This window comes from Streptomyces viridosporus T7A, from assembly GCF_008704515.1.
In the GTDB taxonomy this organism is placed as follows: Bacteria; Actinomycetota; Actinomycetes; order Streptomycetales; family Streptomycetaceae; genus Streptomyces; species Streptomyces viridosporus.
On record NZ_CP023700.1, the window covers coordinates 1,845,719 to 1,866,669 of the forward strand.

The window sequence follows — 20,951 nt, forward strand, 5'->3', positions numbered from 1 at the left end:
CCGGACCTCACGGATCGAGGTCGGCGCCCGAGCGCTCGTCGAAGATCCGCATGGCCTTGGCGGTCACCGGGCCCGGGGCTCCGGGCAGTTCCCGGTCGTCGACGCGGTGCACGGCCTGCACGTCGCGCAGGGTGGAGGTGAGGAAGACCTCCTCGGCCCGCTCCAGGACGTCCATCGGCAGGTCGGTCTCCCGGGCGCCGGTCCACTCGACGGCCAGGGCGCGGGTGATGCCCGCCAGGCAGCCGGAGGCGAGCGGCGGGGTGTGGATCTCGCCGTCGAGGACGACGAAGACGTTGGACCCGGTGCCCTCGCAGAGCTGTCCGACGGTGTTGCCGAACAGCGCCTCGGAGGCGCCCCGTTCGCCGGCACGGGCGAGGGCGACGACGTTCTCGGCGTACGAGGTGGTCTTCAGGCCGGTGACCGCGCCGCGCTCGTTGCGGGCCCAGGGCACGGTGATGACGGCGGTGGAGTCGGGGCGGCGGGTCGTCTCCCCGAGGGCGACCACGAGGGTCGGGCCGTGTTCCCCGCGGTCGGAGCCGAGCGGGCCGCGGCCACCGGTGTAGGTGATGCGCAGCCGGCCGAGCGGCACCGGGTCGGCCTCGATGACGGCGGCGCAGGCCCGGCGGACCTCGTCCAGGTCGGGGTCGGGCAGTCCGAGCCCCCGGGCGGACCGGGTCAGCCGGTCGAGATGCCGGGTGAGCGCGAACGGACGGCCGTCCACGACCTTCACCGTCTCGAAGATGCCGTCGCCCACGGTCAGCCCGTGATCGAGGACGGAGACGCGGGCGGACTCGATGTCCTGCAGCCCGCCGTCGAGCCAGATCTTCACCTCTTAGGTCCCTTCACTCACCCTCGTACGTTCCCGACGCTACCGCGAGCAGCCGGGAAGCCTTCAGTTCGGTCTCCCGCCACTCCCCCTCGGGGTCGGAGCCCCAGGTGATCCCGGCGCCGGTGCCGAACCGCAGGACGGCCCCGCCACGGGCGTCCCGGTCGATCCAGAAGGTGCGGATGCCCACCGCCAGCTCGCCGGTGCCGCGGTCGGCGTCGACCCAGCCGACGCCTCCGCAGTACGGGCCGCGGGGCGCCGTCTCCAGCGCGTCGATGATCCGCAGGGCGCTGGACTTGGGCGCGCCGGTGACGGAGCCGGGCGGGAAGGCGGCACCGAGCAGCTCCGGCCAGCCGGCCCCGGGGCGCAGTTCGCCCCGCACCGTCGACACCAGGTGGACCAGCCCCGGGTGCTTCTCCACGGCGCACAGGTCCGGCACCGTCACGGTTCCGGTGGCGCAGACCCGCCCGATGTCGTTGCGGACCAGGTCGACGATCATGACGTTCTCGGCGTAGTCCTTCTCCAGGAGGTCCGCCTCGGTGCGTCCGGTGCCCTTGATCGGCCCGGACTCCACGGTCCGCCCGGCGCGGCGCAGGAACAGCTCGGGCGACGCGGTGGCGATCTCCACGCCGTGCCCGGGCAGACGGATCGTTCCCGCGTACGGCGCCGGATTGCCCCGGGCCAGCAGGGCCGTGAGGGCGTCCACGTCGGCGTCGGACGGCACCGGCGCGGACAGCACCCGGCAGAGGTTCGCCTGGTAGACCTCGCCGGCCGCGATGTGCTCGCGGATGCGGCGGACGGCCGCCGTGTACGCGGCACGGTCCAGCGAGGACGTCCAGTCGCCGGTGCCCGGTCCCCGCCAGGCGCCCGGCACGGGCGCCGGTACCGGCCGCTCCCGGACGTCCCGGAAGCGTGCGCAGGTCAGACGGCCCTCGAAGTCGGCGCCGACGGCCCAGAACCCGGTGGAGTCCAGGGCCGCGGGGTCGTCGGTGACGTCGAGCAGTCCGGTGGCGACGCGGTCGCCGAAGCGGGCGAGGGGCGGGAGGTCGGGCACGCGAGGAGTCTATGGCGGACCCGCTCCGGGCGGCCCGGTCGCGTCCCCCGTGGCGCTCCGACCGGGCACTGGAGCGGACTCCGCGCAGCACGCTGCGCAAACGTGTTTTTGTGCTGGCCCCGGAATCCGCTAGAGTTCAGTTCGTCGCCGGGACGCGCAAGCCGACCGAAACGACAGGCGGACGTAGCTCAGTTGGTAGAGCGCAACCTTGCCAAGGTTGAGGTCGCGAGTTCGAGCCTCGTCGTCCGCTCGAAGGAAGAGGGGGCTTCCCGGTCCCCTTCGCTCCTGGTGGAGTGGCCGAGAGGCGAGGCAACGGCCTGCAAAGCCGTCTACACGGGTTCAAATCCCGTCTCCACCTCCAAGGACGATTAGCTCAGCGGGAGAGCGCTTCCCTGACACGGAAGAGGTCACTGGTTCAATCCCAGTATCGTCCACCGGATCTTCGGATCCCCCGCGCGATTAGCTCAGCGGGAGAGCGCTTCCCTGACACGGAAGAGGTCACTGGTTCAATCCCAGTATCGCGCACGCAGTGCCCATGATCCGCTCCTCGGAGTGATCGTGGTCCCGAGGACGATTAGCTCAGCGGGAGAGCGCTTCCCTGACACGGAAGAGGTCACTGGTTCAATCCCAGTATCGTCCACGCACACCGGACCCCCGGCCGCGCCAGCGGCCGGGGGTCCGGTCGTCTCCGGGGTCCTCAGGACGAGAACAGCATGCGTCCGAAGCTCTTGTGCCGTCCGTGACCGTAGTGGCCGCCGTGCGGGGCACCCCACGCGGGAGGCTGCGGGGCCGCCGGGTACGCCTGCGGAGCGGCGGGCGGGGCGGGCGGCGCGGGCTGGGACCACTGGGCCTCCAGCCGGGTCAGCGACTCCAGCTCGCCGTAGTCGAGGAAGATCCCTCGGCACCCGCTGCACTGCTCGATCTGAACACCGTTGCGGTTGTAGGTGTGCATCGGCGCACGACACTTCGGACACTGCATGATCGATTCAACTCCTCGCCGGTCGGCCCTGCTTCACATGTCGCCAGGACAGACTCCGTTCGGCTCCGGTCGGTTGCACCCTAGCCCGCGGGCGCGTGCGCCGACCGGGGCGGGACCGCGGCCATGCGCGCGCAGGCGTCGATCACGGACCGCTCCACCTCGTCCGGGTGCCGCCCGTCCGCCGCGGCCTTGACGATCATCCGCGCGGCGGTCTGCACGGTGAGGGCACGGGCCGGGACGTCCAGCACGGCCCAGGGGTCGCCGTCGCCGGGGACGGCCGGACCGCCCGCGGCACGGTAGGCGCCGAGGAACCGCCCCCACTCCTCCCTGGGCAGCAGCCCGCACGCGTACCAGGCCGCCGGGCGCGCCAGGTCCCAGGCGGGAACGCCCACGCCCAGGTCGTCGACGTCTATCAGCCGCCAGGAACCGTCGAAGACGCGCACGAGCTGGCCCAGGTGGAGGTCGCCGTGGCAGAGGGTGGTGCGGTCCGGCATGGGGGCCTCGGCGCGGGCCCACGGGGGCAGGGCGGCCCAGGCGCGCAGCACGGGGCCGGCGGCCGGGACGGGACCGAGGGCCCGCAGCCGGGTGACGGCGCGGGCCGCCCCGGCCGGTCCCCGCATGGCGGGCAGCGGCACGGGGGCAGGGGTGCGGTGCAGCCGGGCGAGCAGGGCGGCGACGGCCTCCCACGGGGCGGCGTCGGGGTCGTCCGGGTCGACGGGGACGCCGTACGGCCAGAAGGTCACGACCCGGTCGTGCAGGCCGGCCGGGCTCGGGTCGAGCGGGGGCAGGAAGACGTCCGGGAGGCGCGCGGCCGCGGCGAGGCGTCGGGCCAGTGCGACGGGGTCGGCGCCCGGGGCGTGGGCCTTCGCGACGGTGTCCTCGTGGCGTACGACGGTGCCGTCGGGTCGGTCGGCCAGGGTGCCGGTCGCCCCGCAGCGGCAGGCCGGGGTGCGGGAGTGGGCCATGTCCCGGACACGGGCGGCGAGATCGGGGAGAAGGGCGTCGGCGGTCACGGGGCTCCCTGAGGTGCGGATCTGGAGGGAGGGTACGCGGAGGGGGACGGAGGGGAAGGGCGCCTTCGCCGGACCGCCGGACCGCCGGACCGCCGGACCACCGGGATGCCGGACCGCCGGGCCGCCGGGGACAAAGGCAATGCCGACGCAGCTCCCCAGCTGCGCCGGCATCTGTGCCGTCCGCCGCACCCCCGTCCCCACGGGGTTTCATGGGTGGATGTCCCCGCCCGGACCGCTCTTCCGGGCCTGGGGTCGCCGCTCAGCGCCCCAGCATCTCGCCCACGGACGACGCCTGTGTGGTCACCGTCTCCCACCCGTCGAAGACGAGGAGGAGCAGGACCGCCAGGGGAAGGGCCATCAGCGTCGCCACCAGCGGGTGACGACGGCCCTCGCGGCGCGGCCGGAACGCGGCGGTGCCCGCCATGCGCTCCCGCACGCGGACCAGTGTCCGCGGTGCCGTGTGGGCCATGGCCCTCTCCTGACCGTTTCGGTTGCCGTGTTGTCGTGTTGTCCTGTGTGTCCGCTGCGGCGGCGGGCGTCCGGCCTCGGGGGACGAGTGCTGCACCCGCCGCTCGATCTCAAATCTAGGGGCCCGGCGCTCCCCGGACGTCATGCCCTCGTACCGATTGCCGGGCCTCCCGGAGGATGAGCCGTGTCCTGCGGTGTACTCCCCTGGGTGGAGACGGAGCCCTACGCCTCAGGGACATCCCGGAGGGGCCGGCCGCTCCGTCCGGCTTTCTCCGTGTCGTCCTCCCGCGGCACCGGCTGCTCCACCAGGGCCAGCACCCGGTTCGCCATGAAGCGGGCCGTCCGCACGACGACCCCGGTTCGGGTGACTTCGCTCACTTCCACCACCCCCCGGCGGACCGCCGTCTCCACCCGGCGCCCGGCCCTGCTCGCCACCACCTCGTACGTGCGCGTCGTGTCCCCCGCGTCCACGACTATCTCCACGCGGTCACCCTTCACGCGATCAATCCCCCTCCGGTGTCGGGTGGTTGGGATCGTCCATCGCGTGACCCCGACCGGTTCACGCGTTCCCTGACCACCTTTCAAGTCTCCCACCCGGCACTGACAATCGATCGACCCGAGAGGGCGCGGCCTCTGCGCGCGGGCGGCCGGGGAAACGTAAGCTGTGGCTCGGCACAGGACCGGGCAGCGGGGATGAACATGGCGATGATGCGCCTGAGGCGCGAGGACCCGCGCGTCGTCGGCTCTTTCAGACTTCACCGACGGCTCGGCGCGGGCGGGATGGGCGTGGTCTACCTGGGCTCCGACAAGAAGGGGCAGCGGGTCGCGTTGAAGGTCATCCGGCCCGATCTGGCGGAGGACCAGGAGTTCCGCTCGCGGTTCGCACGCGAGGTCTCGGCGGCGCGGCGCATCCGCGGGGGCTGCACGGCGCGGCTGGTGGCCGCCGACCTCGACGCGGACCGGCCGTGGTTCGCCACGCAGTACGTGCCCGGTCCGTCCCTGCACGACAAGGTCGCCGGCGAGGGACCGCTCGGCGCGGCCGAGGTCGCCGCCATCGGCGCGGCCCTGTCCGAGGGACTGGTCGCCGTGCACGAGGCCGGCGTGGTGCACCGGGACCTGAAGCCGTCCAACATCCTGCTGTCCCCGAAGGGGCCGCGGATCATCGACTTCGGCATCGCCTGGGCGACCGGCGCCTCGACGCTCACGCACGTCGGCACCGCGGTCGGCTCGCCCGGGTTCCTCGCCCCGGAGCAGGTGCGCGGCGCCGCCGTCACCCCGGCCACGGACGTGTTCTCGCTGGGCGCCACGCTCGCGTACGCGTCGATGGGCGACTCCCCCTTCGGGCACGGCAGTTCCGAGGTGATGCTGTACCGCGTCGTGCACGAGGAGGCCCAACTGCACGGCGTTCCGGACGCCTTGGCCCCGCTCGTCCGCGCCTGCCTGGCGAAGGACCCCGAGGAGCGGCCCAGCACGCTCCAACTCTCGCTGCGGCTCAAGGAGATCGCGGCCCGGGAGGCCCAGGGCCTCGCCGACGTCCGGCCGCCCGCGCCGCGCGAGGCCGAGACGGAGCGGCCCGCCGGACGCCTCGCCGACACCTACCCCGACCGTGCCCAGGCGCGCCGGCCGGGTCGGCGCGGCGCGCCGCCGGGCCAGGGGACTCCCGCACCGCGCGGCGCGTCCGCCGGCCGGGGCTCCACCGCGACGGGGAGCGGGTCCGCGCCCCGGCGCGGCGCCCGCGGCGTACCGCCGTCGCGGAGCGGCGGCTCGTCCCGCGGCGGCGCCTCGCGCGGGGGCGCGCCGTCCCGGTCCGGTTCCCGGCCCACCCCCGCGCCCCGCAACTCCGGCCGGTCCGGCACCGGCCCCCGCCGCCAGGGTCCCCGGTCGACGGGCACCGGTCTGCGCCCGGCCAATCCTCGGCTGCTCAGGCAGCGGTTGTTCGTGTTCGTCGTGGTGACGCTGCTGGTCGCGCTCGGCATCGCCCTGGTGCAGGGCTGCCAGGGGCCGTCCCGGGGACTCGGCGGCGACGGGGGCGGCGCACGCGGGCAGCGGGAACAGGTGCACGACGCCGCCCACGGACCGCCGGCTCAGGACGGCCCCCCACGCGAGCGGTACGTCTCGGCGCCGGGGCGGGACGGCTGAGGGACTCCGGTTCCCGGGGCCCGCCGGACCGGCTCTAGGCCCGGGGGCGTCCCGTGGTCACCGCGTAGAAGGCGACCGCCGCCGCGGCGCCCACGTTGAGCGAGTCGACGCCGTGGGACATCGGGATGCGGACCCACTCGTCGGCGGCGGCCAGGGCCCGGGTGGACAGCCCGTCCCCTTCCGCGCCCAGCATCAGGGCCACGCGGTCCATCCGGTGGGGCGCCGCCTCGTCGAGGGAGCGGGCCTTCTCGTCGGGGGTGAGGGCGAGGAGGGTGAAACCCGCCTCGCGGACCGCCTCCAGCCCCTTGGGCCAGGCGTCCAGGCGGGCGTACGGCACGGAGAAGACCGCGCCCATGGAGACCTTGACGCTGCGGCGGTAGAGCGGGTCGGCGCAGTCCGGGGAGAGCAGGACCGCGTCCATCCCGAGGGCGGCCGCCGAGCGGAAGATCGCGCCGATGTTGGTGTGGTCGTTGACCGACTCCATGATCGCGACCCGGCGGGCGGTGCGGAGCAGGTCGGCCGTCGCGGGCAGCGGCTTGCGCTGCATGGAGGCGAGCGCCCCGCGGTGCACGTGGTAGCCGGTGACCCGTTCGGCGAGTTCCGGGGTGACCGTGTAGACCGGGGCGGGGAGTTCGTCGATGACGTCGCGCAGGGCGTCGACCCACTTGGCCGAGAGCAGCATGGACCGCATCGTGTAGCCCGCGTCCCTGGCCCGTCTGATGACCTTCTCGCCCTCGGCGATGAACAGTCCCTCGGCGGGTTCGCGCCTGCGGCGCAGTTCCACGTCGGTCAGGCCCGTGTAGTCGTGCAGGCGCGGGTCGTCGGGGTCCGAGACGGTGATGAGATCGGCCACGGGGTGATACTGCCTTGTCCTGAGTGCGGTGCCACGGCTGGGCTGGGTCGTGCGACCCGGGGTCACGGGGCGGCCGGGAGGCCGACGCCGACGACCTCGCCGATCACGATGACGGCCGGCGGCCTGACCTCCCGTGCGACGACCGTTTCGGCGACCGTGGCCAGGGTGGCGTCGACCCGGCGCTGTGCGGCCGTGGTGCCCTCCTGGACCAGGGCGACGGGGGTGTCCGGGGACCTGCCGTGCGCCATCAGGGTCTCGGCGATCCGGCCGATCTTGTCGACGCCCATCAGGACCACCAGCGTGCCGGTCAGCTTCGCCAGCGCCGGCCAGTCGACCAGGGAACGCTCGTCGTCGGGGGCGACATGGCCGCTGACCACGGTGAACTCATGGGCCACGCCCCGGTGGGTGACCGGGATGCCGGCCGCGCCCGGGACCGAGATGGAGCTGGAGATGCCGGGGACGACGGTGCACGGGACGCCCGCCTCGGCGAGCGCCTGGAGTTCCTCCATGCCGCGGCCGAAGACGTACGGGTCGCCGCCCTTGAGCCGGACCACCGACTTGCCCTGCCTGGCGTGTTCGATCAGCGCGTTGTTGATGGCCTCCTGCGCCATGAAGCGGCCGTAGGGGATCTTCGCCGCGTCGATCACCTCGACGTGCGGCGGCAGTTCGGCGAGCAGGTCGCGCGGGCCGAGCCGGTCGGCGATGACGACGTCGGCCTCGGCGAGCAGGCGGCGCCCGCGCACAGTGATCAGGTCAGGGTCGCCGGGGCCGCCGCCGACCAGGGCGACGCCGGGGGTGCGGGTGCGGTGGTGCGGGGCGACGAGGGTGCCGTCGCGCAGGCCCTCGACCACGGCGTCGCGGACGGCGGCGGTGTGGCGGGGGTCGCGGCCCTTGGCGTCGGTGGTGAGGACGGCCACCGTGACGCCCTCGCTGTGTCCGGTCGCCGGGGTCCAGGCGGTGGCCCGGTCGGCGTCGTCGGAGCGGACGCACCAGACACGGTTCCGCTCGGCCTCGGCGGAGGCGCGCTCGTTGGCGTCGGGGTCGCTGGTGGCGATCAGGGCGTACCAGGCGCCCGCGAGGTCGCCCTCGGTGTACCCGCGCCGCTCCCAGGTGATCTCGCCCGTGTCGGCCATCGCCTCGACGGAGGGGGTCGCCTCGGGCGATATCAGGAGGAGGTCGGCGCCGGCCGCGATGAGGGCGGGGAGGCGGCGCTGGGCGACCTGGCCGCCGCCGAGCACGACCACTCGGCGGCCGGTGAGGCGGAGGCCCACGGGGTAGGCGGGGTGTTCGGCCATGCGGGTGCGGCTCCTCGTACGGGCGGCGTGCGGGGCGCTACGGCACTGGAGCGGCCCTGACGTGCGGATTCTAGAGGTGGGGGTTCAGCGTACGGCGGGGTGGGCCCGGCGGCGACGGTGCTCGTCCCGTCCGCGCCCACCCCGGCCGGCGCTCCTCCCGGCTACTTCTCGGTGACTCCCGCCGAGTCGAACGTCGCCACCTCGTGCATGGCCCGCGCCGTGCTCTGCACCAGCGGCAGGGCGAGCAGCGCGCCGGTGCCCTCGCCGAGGCGCAGGTCGAGGTCGACCAGGGGGCGCAGGCCCAGCTTGTTGAGGGCGGCCACGTGGCCGGGCTCGGCGCTGCGGTGTCCCGCGATGCAGGCGGCCAGGACCTCGGGGGCGATGGCCCGGGCCACCAGGGCGGCGGCGCCGGCGCTGACGCCGTCCAGGATCACCGGCGTCCGCAGGGAGGCGCCGCCGAGCAGCAGGCCGACCATGGCCGCGTGCTCGAAGCCGCCGACCGCGGACAGGACGCCGATTGGGTCGGCCGGGTCCGGCCGGTGCAGTTCGAGGGCGCGGCGCACGACCTCGGTCTTGCGGGCGAGCGTCTCGTCGCTGATGCCGGTGCCGCGGCCGGTGACCTCCGCCGGGTCCGCGCCCGTGTAGACGGAGATGAGGGCGGCGGACGCGGTGGTGTTCGCGATGCCCATCTCACCGGTGAGCAGGGCCTTGTTGCCGGCCGCGACCAGGTCGCGGGCGGTCTCGATGCCCACCTCGATGGCCTTCTTGGCCTCCTCGCGGGTCATCGCGGGGCCGGTGGTCATGTCGGACGTGCCGGCGCGGACCTTGCGCGGCAGCAGGCCGGGGGTGGCCGGCAGGTCGGCACAGACGCCCACGTCGACGACGCAGACCTCGGCGCCCACCTGGGCCGCGAAGGCGTTGCAGACCGCTCCCCCGCCGAGGAAGTTGGCCACCATCTGGGCGGTGACCTCCTGCGGCCAGGGGGTGACGCCCTGGGCGTGCACACCGTGGTCGCCGGCGAAGACCGCGACGGACGCGGGCTCCGGGATGGGCGGCGGGCACTGGCGGGACAGGCCGGACAGCTGGGCGGAGATGATCTCCAGCATGCCGAGCGCCCCGGCCGGCTTGGTCATGCGCTTCTGCCGCTCCCACGCCTCGCCGAGCGCTTTGGCGTCCAGCGGGCGGATCTGTGCGACGGTCTCGGCGAGCAGGTCGTGGGGTTCCTCTCCGGGCAGGGCGCGGCGGCCGTACGTCTCCTCGTGCACGACCCAGGACAGCGGACGGCGCTTGGACCAGCCCGCCTGCATCAGCTCGGGCTCGTCCGGGAACTCGTCGACGTAGCCCACGCACAGGTAGGCGACGACCTCCAGGTGCTCGGGCAGGCCGAGGACGCGGACCATCTCGCGCTCGTCGAAGAAGCTGACCCAGCCGACGCCGAGGCCCTCGGCGCGGGCGGCGAGCCAGAGGTTCTCCACCGCGAGCGCGGAGGAGTACGGCGCCATCTGGGGCTGGGTGTGCCGGCCCAGGGTGTGCCGGCCGCCGCGGGTCGGGTCGGCGGTGACGACGATGTTCACCGGGGTGTCGAGGATGGCCTCGATCTTCAGTTCCTTGAACTGCTTCGCCCGGCCCTTGGGAAGGGTCTTGGCGTAGGCGTCGCGCTGGCGCATGGCCAGTTCGTGCATGCTGCGCCGGGTCTCGGCGGAGCGGATGACGACGAAGTCCCAGGGCTGCGAGTGGCCGACGGAGGGCGCGGTGTGGGCGGCCTCCAGGACGCGGAGCAGCACCTCGTGCGGGATGGGGTCGCTGCGGAAGCCGTTGCGGATGTCGCGGCGTTCGCGCATGACCTTCAGCACGGCCTCGCGCTCGGCGTCGTCGTAACCGGGGGCGGCGGGGCCCGTGGACCGTGCCGCTTCCGCCGCGGCCGCGCCCTCTTCCTGCTGCGTCTGCGGGTCCTCCGCTCCGGCGCCCCGGGTGTCCAGGTCGTCCGCGCTCTGCACGCGGTCGGGTTCGGGCTCCGCGTCGGGCGCGACCGGTACGGCGTCGGGTTCGGCCCCGCGGGGGGCGGGCACCGCGGCGACCGCTTCCGGCGCGGGCCCTTCCTCCGCGGGAACGGGCGGGGCCGCCTCCGGCTGCGGGGACGTGGGCGCGGTCCCCTCCACGGGGGCGAACTCCCCCAGGGGCCGGTCCGGGCCGGGCTCCGGGTGGGCGGTGCCGGGAGGACCGGGGGGAGGGGTCGCGGTGCCGGGTGCGTCGTGGGTCGGGGCGGGCGCCTCGGGGGCACCGGTGGCGGGTACGGCGGGAGCGGCCGCGTCCGCGCCGGGGAGTCCGGGGGCCGCGGGGTCCGGCTGCGCGGGGACGGGCGCCCAGGCGTCCTGCGGCCCGGGCTGCGCGGGCTGTTCGTCCGGGACGGACGGGGCGGCGTCGACCTGCTGCGGGGGCTGCTCGGCCGCCGGGGCAGGAGCGTGCCCGGAGGGAGCGGTGGCCGGGGAGCCGTCGGCGGGCTGCGGGGCGGCCTCGGGCGCGACCGGTACGGCCTCGGGCGCGGCAGTGGCCTCGGACGCGACGGTGGCCTCCGGGGCCGGTGCGGCCCCGGTGGGAGCCTCGGCCCCGGCGACGGCGGACACGGCGTCGGCGGTGGGGACCGGCGCGTCCGCGGCCGGGCCGGGGGCGCCGGCGGGCTCGGTGACGGGAGCGTCGCCGACCGCCCCGGCGGGCGCCTCGGACGGGTCCGGGCCGGCGACGGCCGGGGGCTGGGGCGCGGGGGCGGCCTGGGGCGCGGGCACCTCGGCGGCCGTCTCGGCGCCGGGTGCGGCGGGGACCTGCGCGGTGGCTTCCTCCCCCGCCGTCCCGGAGACGGGGACGGCGTCCTCGGGGGAGGCCGGGGCGGGCGGGGCCACGGGAGCCTCGTCCTCGGTCCCGGAGCCGGGTGCCGCCTCCGGTGCCGCGGCGGCGGGCCCGGCGACGCCCGGTTCGGCGGCGGGTGCGGCGGGGAGCGCGGCGCCGGGTGCGGCGGGGTGGGCCGCGGGCTCGGCACCCGGCGTTCCGGCGGCCGGGGCCGCCGGGGGCTCCTGGAGCGCGTCCGGCGCGGTGACGGTCCCGGGGGACGGCGCGGACTCGGGGGCCTGTCCGGCCTCGGCGACGGGAGCGGGTGTGAAGGCGGGGGCGTGCTCGTGCTCCGCGCCCGGGACCGGGGCGGGCGCCTCACCGCCCTGCGCGGCGGCGGGACCGGCGACCGCGGCCTGCCCGGCCTCGTCGGCCGCCGCGGCGGGAACGCCCGCGACCTCCTGCCCGGCGCCCGCGGCGGGGGCGTCCTCGGGGGCCTGCCCCGCCTCCGCGGGAGCGGTCCGCGCCCGGCCGGTGCCCGCCTCGGTGGCGACGCGGGCGACGACCGCCTGGGCCGCGCCCACCGGCTCCGTCGGCGGAGCAACCGTTTCCGCGGGGGCCGCCCCCGCGCCCGCCGCGGCCGGCGCGCCCCAGGGCGCCGCTGCCTGCGGGGCCGTCGCCTGCGGGGCCGTCGCCTGCGGGGCCGTCGTCTGCGGGGTGGTCGTCTCCCGGGCGCGCGGGACGTCGAGGTACTCGGGACCGAGGGTCGGCGTCCCGGTCTGGCGGACCGGCACCTGGGCGGGACCGCGGTCGGCGAGGGAGCGGACCGGGCCGGCGGAGAGGTTGGGAACGGGCGGCCCGAGGTGCAGCGGACGGCGCGGCGCGGGCGGCGCCGCCTGCTCGTGCGCGGCCGCGGCGGCGGGCGCCGGTGCCTGCCCGGGGTCGGGCAGGCGGACGCCGCCGAGGTCGACCGAGCCGCTGTCGCGGCCGGACATCTCGTGCGGGCCCGGCTCGTGCACGGTCTCGACGACCGGCTCCGGGACGGGCGGGGCGACCTCGTTGCCCCAGGCGCCCTGGGCTCCGGGCAGCAGCAGGTCTTCGTCCTCGACGGAGGTTTCGGAGAGATAGGCGTACGGATCGGGCGCGGGAACGCCCGGCTGTTCCACCATGCCTGCGTTCTCCGGCAATCCTTCGCCCGGGACCTGGCCGGTGTCGGTCATGCGTACCCCTCGCCCATCGGTTAGTGCTCCCTACGACCAGCTCACCCGGAACGGCGCACCGACCGCCCCACACTGAAGAACGAGCGTGCGTCCCCAGCGGCACGAACGGCCCGCCCGAAAAGGCGACAAAGCCATTCACTGGCATTGTCGCGGCCGCACGGCCGTCGCGTCAGCTTGATCGGCGACGGTTCCGCTGTGGACTGCGCCACGTTGCGCGCCCTCCGGTTCTGCCGTACCACGACCCACCCCAAAACGGACGCGTTTTCCGGACATTGACCGACGAAGCGCCGGGGGCCCGAGTGCGGTACAACAATCGGCCAGCCTACCGCGCGCGGTACGACAACCCGATCACGGGGACGGAAACGGGTCAGCCGCTGCGCGCGGGCAGTACCCCGCTGAGCAGGAACGCGACGCTCCGCTCCTTCTCCGTCCAGGCCCGGGTGTCGAGCTCGACGGACTGCAGCAGGGCGCACTCGACCTGATAGCCGTGTTCCGCGAGGTTCCGGCCGATGAGTTCGGCCGCGTCGCGGGTGCCGGCGTGCGTGACGATGCGCTGCGGCCGGCGGTCGGCGACCGCGGAGACCACCGCCGCTCCCCCGCCGCCGACCCGGACGACATCCGGTTCGGGGAGGTTCTCCAGGACGTGCGGGGCGGTGCCGTGGACGGTCTGGAGCAGGACGCCGTGGCGGCGGGCGGCGGACTCGGTGCGGGCGCAGGCCCCCGGGTCGCTGTCGACGGCGATGACGGCGGCTCCGGCGCGGGCGGCCTCGGTGGCGAAGGCGCCGCTGCCGCAGCCGATGTCCCAGACCAGGTCGCCCAGGCGCGGTCCGAGCCGGGCGAGTTGGGTGACGCGCAGGGGCTCCCGCTCGCCCTCGCCGAGTGCGCCGCCGTACGCCTCGGCCGGCAGGGACCAGCCGCGCGGTCCGACGGAGGGGTCGCGCCCGGCGATCCAGCCGGTGGACTCACCGGCCCCGACCGGGCCGCCGACGACGATGACGACGTTGGGATCGCGCCAGGTGTGGTCGGCGGCCCGGTCGGAGGTGACGACGGTGACCCGCTCGCGCTCGGTGCCGAGCTCCTCGCAGATGACGAAGGTCCGGTGGACCCCCTCCATCAGCAGGCCGAGCTCGGCGGGGCCGGCACCGGGTGAGGTGAGCACCGCCACCTTGGTATGGGCCCGGCATACGTTCACCGCGCGTCGCAGGGTGCGCGGGTGTGCGACGACCACGTGGGCGTCGTCCCAGGGCATTCCGGCGCGGGCGAAGGCGGCGGCGACGGAGGAGACGGCGGGGACGACCTCGACCTCCAGGCCGAACTCGGGCGCGCGCAGCGTCCGCACGACGCCGAAGAATCCGGGGTCGCCGTCGGCGAGGACGACCGCGGTGCCGCGGTGGGCGGCGATGCGGCGGGCGGCGAGGGCGACGGACCCGAGCCGGATGCGCTCGGCGCCGGCGGGCACCTCGGGGAGCGCCAGGTGGTGGGCCGCGCCGGCCACCAGGGAGGCGGCACCCAGCGCGGCGCGTGCCGCGGCGGTCAGCGGCGAACCGTCCCAGCCGATCACCGTGACCCGGTCGGCCATCGTCGTCAGTCTCCTGGGGTCTTCGCAGGTCGTCGTCGGCTGTTCCGCCCGGGGGCGGGTCCGGTGAGCGTACCCGGTGCGGGCGGTGGACCGCTTCGGCGGTACCCCCGGTCGTGGGTCGCGGCTCCCCGGAAAGGTCAGTTCCAGTCGGCGTAGGCGGTGAACCCGTCCGGGTCGGCCGGCTGCCCGTCCGCGCCCTCGATGTCCTCGGGCAGCAGGCTCCACACGATGTAGTCGGTGCGCACGTCGGTCCAGCCGCCGTCCTCGGTGCGGACGTGGGCTATGCAGGCGTTGCGCAGCACGCCCTCGTTGATGCAGCCGATCTTCTGGGCGACCTGCTGCGAGGCGGTGTTGTCGGCGGCGGTGCGCAGCTCGACGCGTTCGAGCTTCTGGTCGCCGAAGAGCCACCGGGCGGTGGCGAGCGCGGCCTCGGAGGCGTAGCCCTCACCGCGCGCCCAGGGGGCGATGATGTAGGACATCTCGGTGGACCGGACGTGCCAGTCGGTCCTGGCGAGCCGGACGACGCCGACCAGACGCTGGGTGAGGAACTCGGTGACGGCGAGGTCGAGTCCGCGCCCGGCCGTGCGTTCGGCGGGGGCGTACTCGGTGATCCAGGCGCGGGCGGCCTGTTCGGTGAAGGGCTGGGGGACGTCGGTCCAGGCGGCGACCTGTTCGTCGTTCATCATCGCGGCCAGGGCGGGCACGTCGTCCGTCTCGAGGGGACGCAGCACCAACCGCTCCGTGCTGATGGAGATGCCGGGGAAGGTGCTCGTCATGCGCCGCTCCGTAACCTGAGAGACCGTCGGGTGCTGCTGAACTGCCCAGCATGCAGCATGAAAGCACTGGACCGCACCACGGGGTCCGCTCCGGTGCGCGGAGCGGACCCCGTGGGTGCCGTGCAGGTCGCGCGGGTCGCGCCGGTCGCGCCGGTCGCGCCGGTCGCGTCGGTCGCGTCGGTCGCGTCGATCAGAAGGAGGCGACGACGGAACCGGCGTACTTGTCCTCGATGAACTTCTTCACCTCGGGGGAGGTGAGGAGGTCGGCGAGCTTCTTCACGCGCGGGTCGTCCTCCTGGCCCTCCTTGACGGCGAGGAGGTTGACGTTCGGGTTGCCCTCGGCGGACTCCAGGACGAGGGCGTCCTCGGCGGGCTTGAGGTCGGCCTCGATGGCGTAGTTGCCGTTGACGACCGCGGCGTCGACGTCGTCCAGGGAGCGCGGCGTCTGGGCCGCCTCCAGCTCCTTGAACTTGAGCTTCTTGGGGTTCTCGGTGATGTCCGCGGGGGTCGCCGCGGTGCCGACGCCGTCCTTGAGGGTGAGGAGCCCGTTGGCGGCGAGCAGCTGCAGGGCGCGGCCCTCGTTGACGGTGTCGTTCGGGAGGGCGATCGTCGCGCCGCTCTTCAGCTCGTCGGCCTTCTCGACCTTGTGGGAGTACAGGCCGAGCGGCTCCAGGTGCACGTCGACGACGGACACGATGTGGGTGCCGTTCTTCTTGTTGAAGTCGTCGAGGTACGGCTGGGTCTGGAAGAAGTTGGCGCCGACCGAGCCGTCCTCCGTCGCCGTGTTCGGGGTGACGTAGTCGGTGAACTCCTTCACCTCGAGGTCCAGGCCGGCCTTCTCGGCCAGGTTGTCCTTGACGAAGGTGAGGATCTCGGCGTGCGGGACGGGGCTCGCGGCGACGATCAGCGGGCCGGAGCCGTCGGAGGCGGCGTCCTGGTCCGAGCCGCAGGCGGTGAGGCCGAAGGTGAGGGCTCCGGCGGCGAGGACGGCGGTGGTGATCTTGGCGGTGTTACGCACGAAAAGTGCCTTTCCTTGGGTGGTGCTGCCCCGTCTCGGGTGGTACGGGGAGTCTGTGGGGTTCACGCGACCTTGCTGATGTCGGCCGCGGCGGGCTCCTCGGCCTTCAGGAACCGGAGCCTGGGCGAGGGGCCCGAACGGCCGCCGCGGCGGTGCAGGGCGCGGGCGGCGTGGTCGCCGGCGAACTGGATGAGGGAGATGGCCACGGCGAGGACCGCGACGGTGACCCACATCAGGCCGGTCTCGAAGCGCTGGTAGCCGTAGCGGACGGCGAGGTCGCCGAGTCCGCCGCCGCCGACGGTGCCGGCCATGGCCGAGTAGCCGATGAGGGCGATGATCGTGGTGGTGGTGCTCGCGATCAGCGAGGGCAGCGCCTCGGGGACGAGGACCTTGCGGACGATCGTCCAGGTGCTGCCGCCCATCGACTGCACGGCCTCGACGAGCCCGTGGTCCACTTCGCGCACGGCCGTCTCGACGAGGCGGGCGAAGAACGGGATGCCGCCGATGGCGAGCGGCACGATCGCGGCCGCGCTGCCGATGGTCGTGCCGGTGACCCAGCGGGTGAAGCTCATCAGGGCGACCATGAGGATGATGAACGGCATCGAGCGGCCGATGTTCACGACCTGGCCGATGACCTTGTTCACCACGGTGTTCTGCAGCAGGCCGCCCTTGTCGGTGAGGACGAGCAGGACGCCGATCGGGAGGCCGGCGACGACGGCGATCAGGGTGGACCAGCCGACCATGACCAGTGTCTCGGTGCACGCCTGCTCGAGCAGCGGCTGCATCTGGGACCAGGTCACTTGACCCCCTCCTTCACCAGCGCGGGCGCTTCCTGGCCCACAATCTCGACCTGCAGGCCCTGTTCGCGCAGGAAGCCGACCGGCACGACGTTGTCCTCGTAGCGGCCGGGCAGTTCGATGCGCATCCGGCCGACCTGGAGGCCGCCGACGGTGTCGATGGCGGCGCCCAGGATCGATATGTCGATGTTGTAGGTGCGCGACAGCTGGGAGATGACCGGCTGGGTCGCGCTGTCGCCGTGGAAGGTGACGTCGACGACGGTGCGGTCGTCACCGGACGCCTCGCCGCCCACGGGGAACAGCGCGGCGGCGAGTTCGGAGCCGGGGGTGGCGAGGAGGTCGCTGACCGTGCCGGACTCCACGATGCGGCCCTTCTCCATGAGGGCGGCCGAGTCGCAGATCGACTTCACCACGTCCATCTCGTGGGTGATGAGCAGGACGGTGAGGCCGAGCTGGCGGTTGAGGTCGCGCAGCAGCGCCAGGATCGAGCGGGTGGTCTCCGGGTCCAGGGCGCTGGTGGCCTCGTCGGAGAGCAGCACCTTGGGGTCGCCGGCCAGGGCGCGGGCGATGCCGACGCGCTGCTTCTGGCCGCCGGAGAGCTGGGCCGGGTAGGCCTTGGCCTTGTCGGCGAGGCCGACCAGGTCGAGCAGTTCCAGCGCCTTGCGGGAACGTTCCTTCCCTGACGTGCCGAGGATTTCGAGCGGCAGCTCGACGTTGTCCTGCACGGTGCGGGTCGACAGCAGGTTGAAGTGCTGGAAGACCATGCCGATCCGGCTGCGCGCCCGCCGCAGGTCCCGGCCGGCGCGCGGGCCGCGGCCGGCGAGCGCGGTGAGGTCCTGGCCGGCCACGGTCACGGTGCCCGTGGTGGGGCGTTCCAGCAGGTTGACGCAGCGGATCAGCGAGGACTTGCCGGCACCGGACTGGCCGATGACGCCGTAGACCTCGCCCTCGCGGACGTGCAGGTCGACGCCGTCCAGGGCGGTGACCTCGCGTCCGCGGGAGCGGTAGACCTTGGTGAGGCCCGTGGTGGTGATCACGTGGGATTCCGTCACTGTCGAGTGCGCGGCGCGCCGTCGGGCGCCGGGCACGGGGCGTTCGGGTCGAAAGCAGCCGTGGCACGGCAGCGTTTCCCGCGGGTGCGGCAGGAGGAACCGCACCGTGGGGAGACGTGCACGTGGGGGGCGTGGCTCAGTCGCGCGTGCGGGGCACACGGGCCGACTCGAGCGGCTCTCGCTTCGGGGCGCGAGGCTCAGGTGGTGCAGGGGCCCTCTAGAAGGCGCACATTCGGCGCGGACACATACGGCGAGCACCGGGCGTCGTGATCGCCTCGGTCGCAGGGGTGCGGTCGCTCGTCGTGGTCATGCGGCCAGTAAAGCAGATGTCCACCCCTGACCGAACACGCCTGTCCGCATGGTGGACAGGCGTGGACACCCGTGTGCGCACGTCAGGGACGTACGGAGATCTCCATTCCCGCGTCCGTGACCAGTACGGACAGGGCGGACAGGTCCTCGACGACGAGGTCGGCGGTGAGTTCGTGGGCCCGGTGGGTTGTGGCCAAGGCCACGGTGGTCATGCCGGCGGCGCGGCCGGCCTGGAGCCCGGCGGGGGCGTCCTCGAAGACGACGCAGTGCGCCGGGTCGACGCCGAGCGTGCGGGCGGCGAGCAGGTAGGGCTCGGGGTCGGGCTTGCCCCGGGTGATGTCGTCGGCCGCGACGAGGGTCTTCGGCAGGATGCCGACGGCGCCCAGACGGGCCTCGGCCAGTCGCCGGGTGGCGGAGGTGACGACGGCCCAGCGCTCGGCGGGCAGCGCGTCGAGGAAGTCCCTGGTCCCCGGCAGCAGGTGGACGCCGCCGTCCGGTACGTCCTCGACCTCCAGGTCCTCGATCCGCGCGACGGCCTGCGGGACGACGTGGGCGGGCAGCAGGTCGGCGGCTATCTCGGCGGCCGGCCGGCCGTGCAGCTCGATCCGGCCGAACTCCTCGGCCGTGATCCCGTACTCCACGGCCCACCGGGTCCAGCAGCGGCGCACGGATTCGAGGGAGGACACGAGGGTTCCGTCGTTGTCGAACAGGAGGGCTTGTGCGTGGATCGTCATGCTCTCGACCCTACGGCGCCGGCCGGCCGACGGGCCGGGTGGACCGCCGCGGCGCCTGGGCGGGGCCGGAGGGCGCGAGGAGTTTTCGGCGTAATAAGGTCGCTGCCATGCTTGATGTCCTGACGCTGGTGACCGGCGTCGCCGCGCTGCTGCTCGCCGCCTGGTGCGGCTGGGCCGCCTACCGTGACCAGCCGACGAAGGACTGGCACTTCATCGGGATGGCCGTGGTCACGCTGCTGGTGCTGGTCCAGCTGGTCGTCGGGATCGTGCAGCTGGCCCGCGGCGAGGAGCCGGAGCAGGGGACGACGATCTTCGTGGCGTATCTGCTCGGCTCGTTCGCGTGCGTCCCCGCGGCCGGTTTCATGTCGCTGGGCGAACGCACCCGCTGGGGGTCGGTGACGGTCGCCGCGAGCGGTGTCGTGCTGGCGGTGCTCGAGGTGCGGCTCCATGACATCTGGGGAGGCTGAGATGACCGGGACGCAGGAGAGGCCGAACCGGACCCGGCTGATCGGCGGGCCCGGTCTGCTGCTGGTGTGGCTGTACGGGGTGATGGTCGTCGGCGCCGTGTCGCGCTCCGTGTACCAGATCGCCACCGAGTTCGACCGCGCGCCGCTCGCCTACACGCTGTCGGCGGCGGCCGGCGTGGTCTACGGCTTCATCACGTACACCCTGGTCCGCGGCGGCGAGACGGCCCGCAGGGCGGCGCTGGTGTGCTGCGCCGCCGAGCTGGTGGGCGTCCTGACGATCGGCACCTGGACCCTGGTGGAGCCGTCCGCCTTCCCCGACGCGACCGTGTGGTCGGACTACGGGATGGGGTACCTCTTCATCCCCGTGCTGCTGCCCCTGACCGCCCTGTACTGGCTGCGCAGGGCACGCACGGAGCGGCCGGCGTCCTGACCGCCCGTCAGGCGGTCGTCGCGTACGCCTCCGCCCTCTTCTCCAGGACGATCATCGGTACGCCGTCCGCGCCCCGGGACGTCCCCACCCGCTGGTAGCCGACCCTGCTGTAGAGCTGCAGGTTGCTCTCGCTGCGGTGCCCGGCGTGCAGCCGGAACGTCCGGGCGCCGCGCTCGTCGGCGAGGGCCGACTCCGCGGCCCGGAGCAGACGCGCGCCGATGCCGTGCCCCTGGAGGCGGGGGTGGACGCAGAGCTTGCCGATGGCGGCGGCGCCGTCCTCGGTGATCCTGCCGTGCACCGAACCGACGACCTCGTCGCCGAGGCGGGCGACGAAGACGCAGTCGGCGGCGACCTCCTCGCGGACCGAGTCGAGGGTCTGGACGAGCGGGTCGATGCGGTAGTTGCCGTAGAGCGCGGCCTCGCTCTGGAAGCACAGGTACCGCAACCTGAAGATCTGCTCCGCGTCCTGTTCGGCCGCTGCCGAGATGGTCACGCTCATGCCCATGTGCGCATGCCTCCCGCTCACCTGATCACCTGTCGTCCCCCACTCCTATCCCCGTCCTCAGCGGGCCGCAACCTCCGGCGCGAGCAAACGACGCAGACATCCCAGGCATCTGGAACGTTCCGGACCGAGACTGCCCTGTGAGATACCCAACTCCCCTGCGATTTCCCGGTATGTCGGATCACGCGGGGACAGCAGCGCCTCCATCAGCCGGGGGCAGCGGCCGGGCAGCCGCCGCACGGCGTCCCGCAGGGCGCGGCGGCGGGCGGCGGCGAGCGCGAGGCGTTCGGGGTCGCGGTCGCCGTCGTCGGCGGGTTCGCGGCGCAACGGCGTTTCACGGCGGGCGGTGCGGCGGGTGCGGCGGGCCTCCGCGCGGACGGCCCGGCGGAGCCAGCCCTGAGGGTCGTGCGGCGGGTCCTGGGCGTCGAGGCGCTCCAGGAGGCGGAGCCAGACCGCCTGCTCCAGGTCGCCGGGGTCGGCCCCGGAGCCGGGCGCCTCGGCGAGGGCCTCCGCGGTGAGCAGCGGACGGAGGGAGGCGACCAGGTCGGAGGCGACCGGGGCGTGCGTCATGACCGGCTGGTGCGTCATACGCACAACGACCCGGCCGCCCCGCGCGG

General features: G+C 74.3%; 20 protein-coding genes and 5 tRNA genes. 8 read left to right on the plus strand and 17 right to left on the minus strand.

What is annotated here, in order from left to right:
• Nucleotides 1-7: 7 nt before the first annotated feature.
• Entirely contained in the window at nucleotides 8-829 is an 822-nt protein-coding gene (locus CP969_RS08665; protein ID WP_004990522.1) for an aminotransferase class IV, read from the minus strand.
• A 13-nt stretch (nucleotides 830-842) separates the two neighbouring features.
• Nucleotides 843-1,880 carry a chorismate-binding protein gene (locus tag CP969_RS08670; RefSeq protein WP_016827059.1) on the minus strand — a complete coding sequence of 346 codons (1,038 nt, stop codon included), beginning with the start codon at nucleotides 1,878-1,880 and terminating at the stop codon, nucleotides 843-845.
• A gap of 177 nt (nucleotides 1,881-2,057) precedes the next feature.
• Here CP969_RS08670 and CP969_RS08675 point away from each other — a divergent pair.
• The 5 genes from CP969_RS08675 to CP969_RS08695 all read left to right on the plus strand — a co-directional run bounded on the left by CP969_RS08675 (nucleotide 2,058) and on the right by CP969_RS08695 (nucleotide 2,520).
• Nucleotides 2,058-2,130, plus strand: a tRNA-Gly gene (locus CP969_RS08675).
• A 37-nt stretch (nucleotides 2,131-2,167) separates the two neighbouring features.
• Nucleotides 2,168-2,241 (plus strand) — tRNA-Cys (locus tag CP969_RS08680).
• 1 nt (nucleotide 2,242) lies between these two features.
• Nucleotides 2,243-2,314 (plus strand) — tRNA-Val (locus CP969_RS08685).
• Between the two features lie 19 nt (nucleotides 2,315-2,333).
• Nucleotides 2,334-2,405: transfer RNA gene (locus tag CP969_RS08690), tRNA-Val, on the plus strand.
• A 43-nt stretch (nucleotides 2,406-2,448) separates the two neighbouring features.
• A tRNA-Val gene (locus CP969_RS08695) sits at nucleotides 2,449-2,520 on the plus strand.
• Nucleotides 2,521-2,577: 57 nt separating this feature from the next.
• Here CP969_RS08695 and CP969_RS08700 read toward each other — a convergent pair.
• From CP969_RS08700 to CP969_RS08715, 4 genes are all read right to left on the minus strand, one after another.
• Entirely contained in the window at nucleotides 2,578-2,859 is a 282-nt protein-coding gene (locus tag CP969_RS08700) for a TFIIB-type zinc ribbon-containing protein (RefSeq protein ID WP_004990517.1), read from the minus strand.
• 80 nt (nucleotides 2,860-2,939) lie between these two features.
• A complete protein-coding gene (locus CP969_RS08705) occupies nucleotides 2,940-3,872 on the minus strand; it encodes a phosphotransferase (protein WP_016827057.1) in 933 nt (310 codons plus the stop codon).
• A 259-nt stretch (nucleotides 3,873-4,131) separates the two neighbouring features.
• Nucleotides 4,132-4,341, minus strand: coding sequence for a hypothetical protein (locus tag CP969_RS08710; RefSeq protein ID WP_004990513.1), 210 nt, complete (start codon nucleotides 4,339-4,341; stop codon nucleotides 4,132-4,134).
• A 221-nt stretch (nucleotides 4,342-4,562) separates the two neighbouring features.
• A complete protein-coding gene (locus tag CP969_RS08715) occupies nucleotides 4,563-4,838 on the minus strand; it encodes a hypothetical protein (protein ID WP_016827056.1) in 276 nt (91 codons plus the stop codon).
• Between the two features lie 195 nt (nucleotides 4,839-5,033).
• On the opposite strand from CP969_RS08715, the gene CP969_RS08720 reads away from it, so the two are divergent.
• A complete protein-coding gene (locus tag CP969_RS08720) occupies nucleotides 5,034-6,479 on the plus strand; it encodes a serine/threonine protein kinase (protein ID WP_223887066.1) in 1,446 nt (481 codons plus the stop codon).
• A gap of 34 nt (nucleotides 6,480-6,513) precedes the next feature.
• On the opposite strand, the gene CP969_RS08725 is transcribed toward CP969_RS08720, so the two are convergent.
• The 9 genes from CP969_RS08725 to CP969_RS08770 all read right to left on the minus strand — a co-directional run bounded on the left by CP969_RS08725 (nucleotide 6,514) and on the right by CP969_RS08770 (nucleotide 18,935).
• Complete coding sequence (locus tag CP969_RS08725; protein WP_016827055.1) at nucleotides 6,514-7,332, minus strand: TrmH family RNA methyltransferase; 819 nt, start codon at nucleotides 7,330-7,332, stop codon at nucleotides 6,514-6,516.
• A 62-nt stretch (nucleotides 7,333-7,394) separates the two neighbouring features.
• On the minus strand, nucleotides 7,395-8,627 hold the full coding sequence (cobA, locus tag CP969_RS08730) for a uroporphyrinogen-III C-methyltransferase (protein WP_004990508.1): 1,233 nt from the start codon (nucleotides 8,625-8,627) through the stop codon (nucleotides 7,395-7,397).
• Nucleotides 8,628-8,788: 161 nt separating this feature from the next.
• Nucleotides 8,789-12,670, minus strand: coding sequence for a nicotinate-nucleotide--dimethylbenzimidazole phosphoribosyltransferase (cobT, locus tag CP969_RS08735; RefSeq protein ID WP_150474909.1), 3,882 nt, complete (start codon nucleotides 12,668-12,670; stop codon nucleotides 8,789-8,791).
• A gap of 367 nt (nucleotides 12,671-13,037) precedes the next feature.
• A complete protein-coding gene (gene cbiE, locus CP969_RS08740) occupies nucleotides 13,038-14,249 on the minus strand; it encodes a precorrin-6y C5,15-methyltransferase (decarboxylating) subunit CbiE (RefSeq protein WP_016827053.1) in 1,212 nt (403 codons plus the stop codon).
• 137 nt (nucleotides 14,250-14,386) lie between these two features.
• Nucleotides 14,387-15,025 (minus strand): GNAT family N-acetyltransferase, encoded by a 639-nt coding sequence (locus tag CP969_RS08745; RefSeq protein ID WP_004990498.1) that lies wholly within the window; start codon nucleotides 15,023-15,025, stop codon nucleotides 14,387-14,389.
• A gap of 190 nt (nucleotides 15,026-15,215) precedes the next feature.
• Nucleotides 15,216-16,043, minus strand: coding sequence for a MetQ/NlpA family ABC transporter substrate-binding protein (locus tag CP969_RS08755; protein ID WP_016827052.1), 828 nt, complete (start codon nucleotides 16,041-16,043; stop codon nucleotides 15,216-15,218).
• A gap of 62 nt (nucleotides 16,044-16,105) precedes the next feature.
• Nucleotides 16,106-16,843, minus strand: a complete 738-nt coding sequence (locus CP969_RS08760; protein ID WP_004990494.1) for a methionine ABC transporter permease — start codon at nucleotides 16,841-16,843, stop codon at nucleotides 16,106-16,108.
• Nucleotides 16,840-17,877, minus strand: coding sequence for a methionine ABC transporter ATP-binding protein (locus CP969_RS08765; protein WP_016827051.1), 1,038 nt, complete (start codon nucleotides 17,875-17,877; stop codon nucleotides 16,840-16,842). The genes CP969_RS08760 and CP969_RS08765 overlap by 4 nt, the downstream gene beginning before the upstream one ends.
• A gap of 407 nt (nucleotides 17,878-18,284) precedes the next feature.
• The gene (locus CP969_RS08770) at nucleotides 18,285-18,935 is read right to left on the minus strand and encodes an HAD family hydrolase (protein ID WP_004990486.1); all 651 of its coding nucleotides are present in this window, start codon (nucleotides 18,933-18,935) and stop codon (nucleotides 18,285-18,287) included.
• A gap of 107 nt (nucleotides 18,936-19,042) precedes the next feature.
• On the opposite strand from CP969_RS08770, the gene CP969_RS08775 reads away from it, so the two are divergent.
• Together CP969_RS08775 and CP969_RS08780 are read left to right on the plus strand one after the other, a co-directional pair.
• A complete protein-coding gene (locus CP969_RS08775; RefSeq protein ID WP_016827050.1) occupies nucleotides 19,043-19,402 on the plus strand; it encodes a hypothetical protein in 360 nt (119 codons plus the stop codon).
• 1 nt (nucleotide 19,403) lies between these two features.
• Nucleotides 19,404-19,832, plus strand: a complete 429-nt coding sequence (locus CP969_RS08780; RefSeq protein WP_004990480.1) for a hypothetical protein — start codon at nucleotides 19,404-19,406, stop codon at nucleotides 19,830-19,832.
• Between the two features lie 7 nt (nucleotides 19,833-19,839).
• Here CP969_RS08780 and CP969_RS08785 read toward each other — a convergent pair whose 3' ends face one another.
• Together CP969_RS08785 and CP969_RS08790 are read right to left on the minus strand one after the other, a co-directional pair.
• Nucleotides 19,840-20,337 (minus strand): GNAT family N-acetyltransferase, encoded by a 498-nt coding sequence (locus tag CP969_RS08785; RefSeq protein ID WP_004990478.1) that lies wholly within the window; start codon nucleotides 20,335-20,337, stop codon nucleotides 19,840-19,842.
• A gap of 57 nt (nucleotides 20,338-20,394) precedes the next feature.
• Nucleotides 20,395-20,922 (minus strand): sigma-70 family RNA polymerase sigma factor, encoded by a 528-nt coding sequence (locus CP969_RS08790; protein ID WP_016827049.1) that lies wholly within the window; start codon nucleotides 20,920-20,922, stop codon nucleotides 20,395-20,397.
• Nucleotides 20,923-20,951: the final 29 nt, after the last annotated feature.

What these genes read in the sequence shown, in the direction of transcription:
- CP969_RS08700 (WP_004990517.1), bottom strand. Translation starts at nt 2,859, where the DNA reads ATGCAGTGTCCGAAGTGTCGTGCGCCGATGCACACCTACAACCGCAAC.
- CP969_RS08710 (WP_004990513.1), bottom strand. Translation starts at nt 4,341, where the DNA reads ATGGCCCACACGGCACCGCGGACACTGGTCCGCGTGCGGGAGCGCATG.
- CP969_RS08720 (WP_223887066.1), top strand. Translation starts at nt 5,034, where the DNA reads ATGAACATGGCGATGATGCGCCTGAGGCGCGAGGACCCGCGCGTCGTC.
- cobA (WP_004990508.1), bottom strand. Translation starts at nt 8,627, where the DNA reads ATGGCCGAACACCCCGCCTACCCCGTGGGCCTCCGCCTCACCGGCCGC.
- cobT (WP_150474909.1), bottom strand. Translation starts at nt 12,670, where the DNA reads ATGACCGACACCGGCCAGGTCCCGGGCGAAGGATTGCCGGAGAACGCA.
- cbiE (WP_016827053.1), bottom strand. Translation starts at nt 14,249, where the DNA reads ATGGCCGACCGGGTCACGGTGATCGGCTGGGACGGTTCGCCGCTGACC.
- CP969_RS08745 (WP_004990498.1), bottom strand. Translation starts at nt 15,025, where the DNA reads ATGACGAGCACCTTCCCCGGCATCTCCATCAGCACGGAGCGGTTGGTG.
- CP969_RS08770 (WP_004990486.1), bottom strand. Translation starts at nt 18,935, where the DNA reads ATGACGATCCACGCACAAGCCCTCCTGTTCGACAACGACGGAACCCTC.
- CP969_RS08775 (WP_016827050.1), top strand. Translation starts at nt 19,043, where the DNA reads ATGCTTGATGTCCTGACGCTGGTGACCGGCGTCGCCGCGCTGCTGCTC.
- CP969_RS08780 (WP_004990480.1), top strand. Translation starts at nt 19,404, where the DNA reads ATGACCGGGACGCAGGAGAGGCCGAACCGGACCCGGCTGATCGGCGGG.
- CP969_RS08785 (WP_004990478.1), bottom strand. Translation starts at nt 20,337, where the DNA reads ATGGGCATGAGCGTGACCATCTCGGCAGCGGCCGAACAGGACGCGGAG.
- CP969_RS08790 (WP_016827049.1), bottom strand. Translation starts at nt 20,922, where the DNA reads ATGACGCACCAGCCGGTCATGACGCACGCCCCGGTCGCCTCCGACCTG.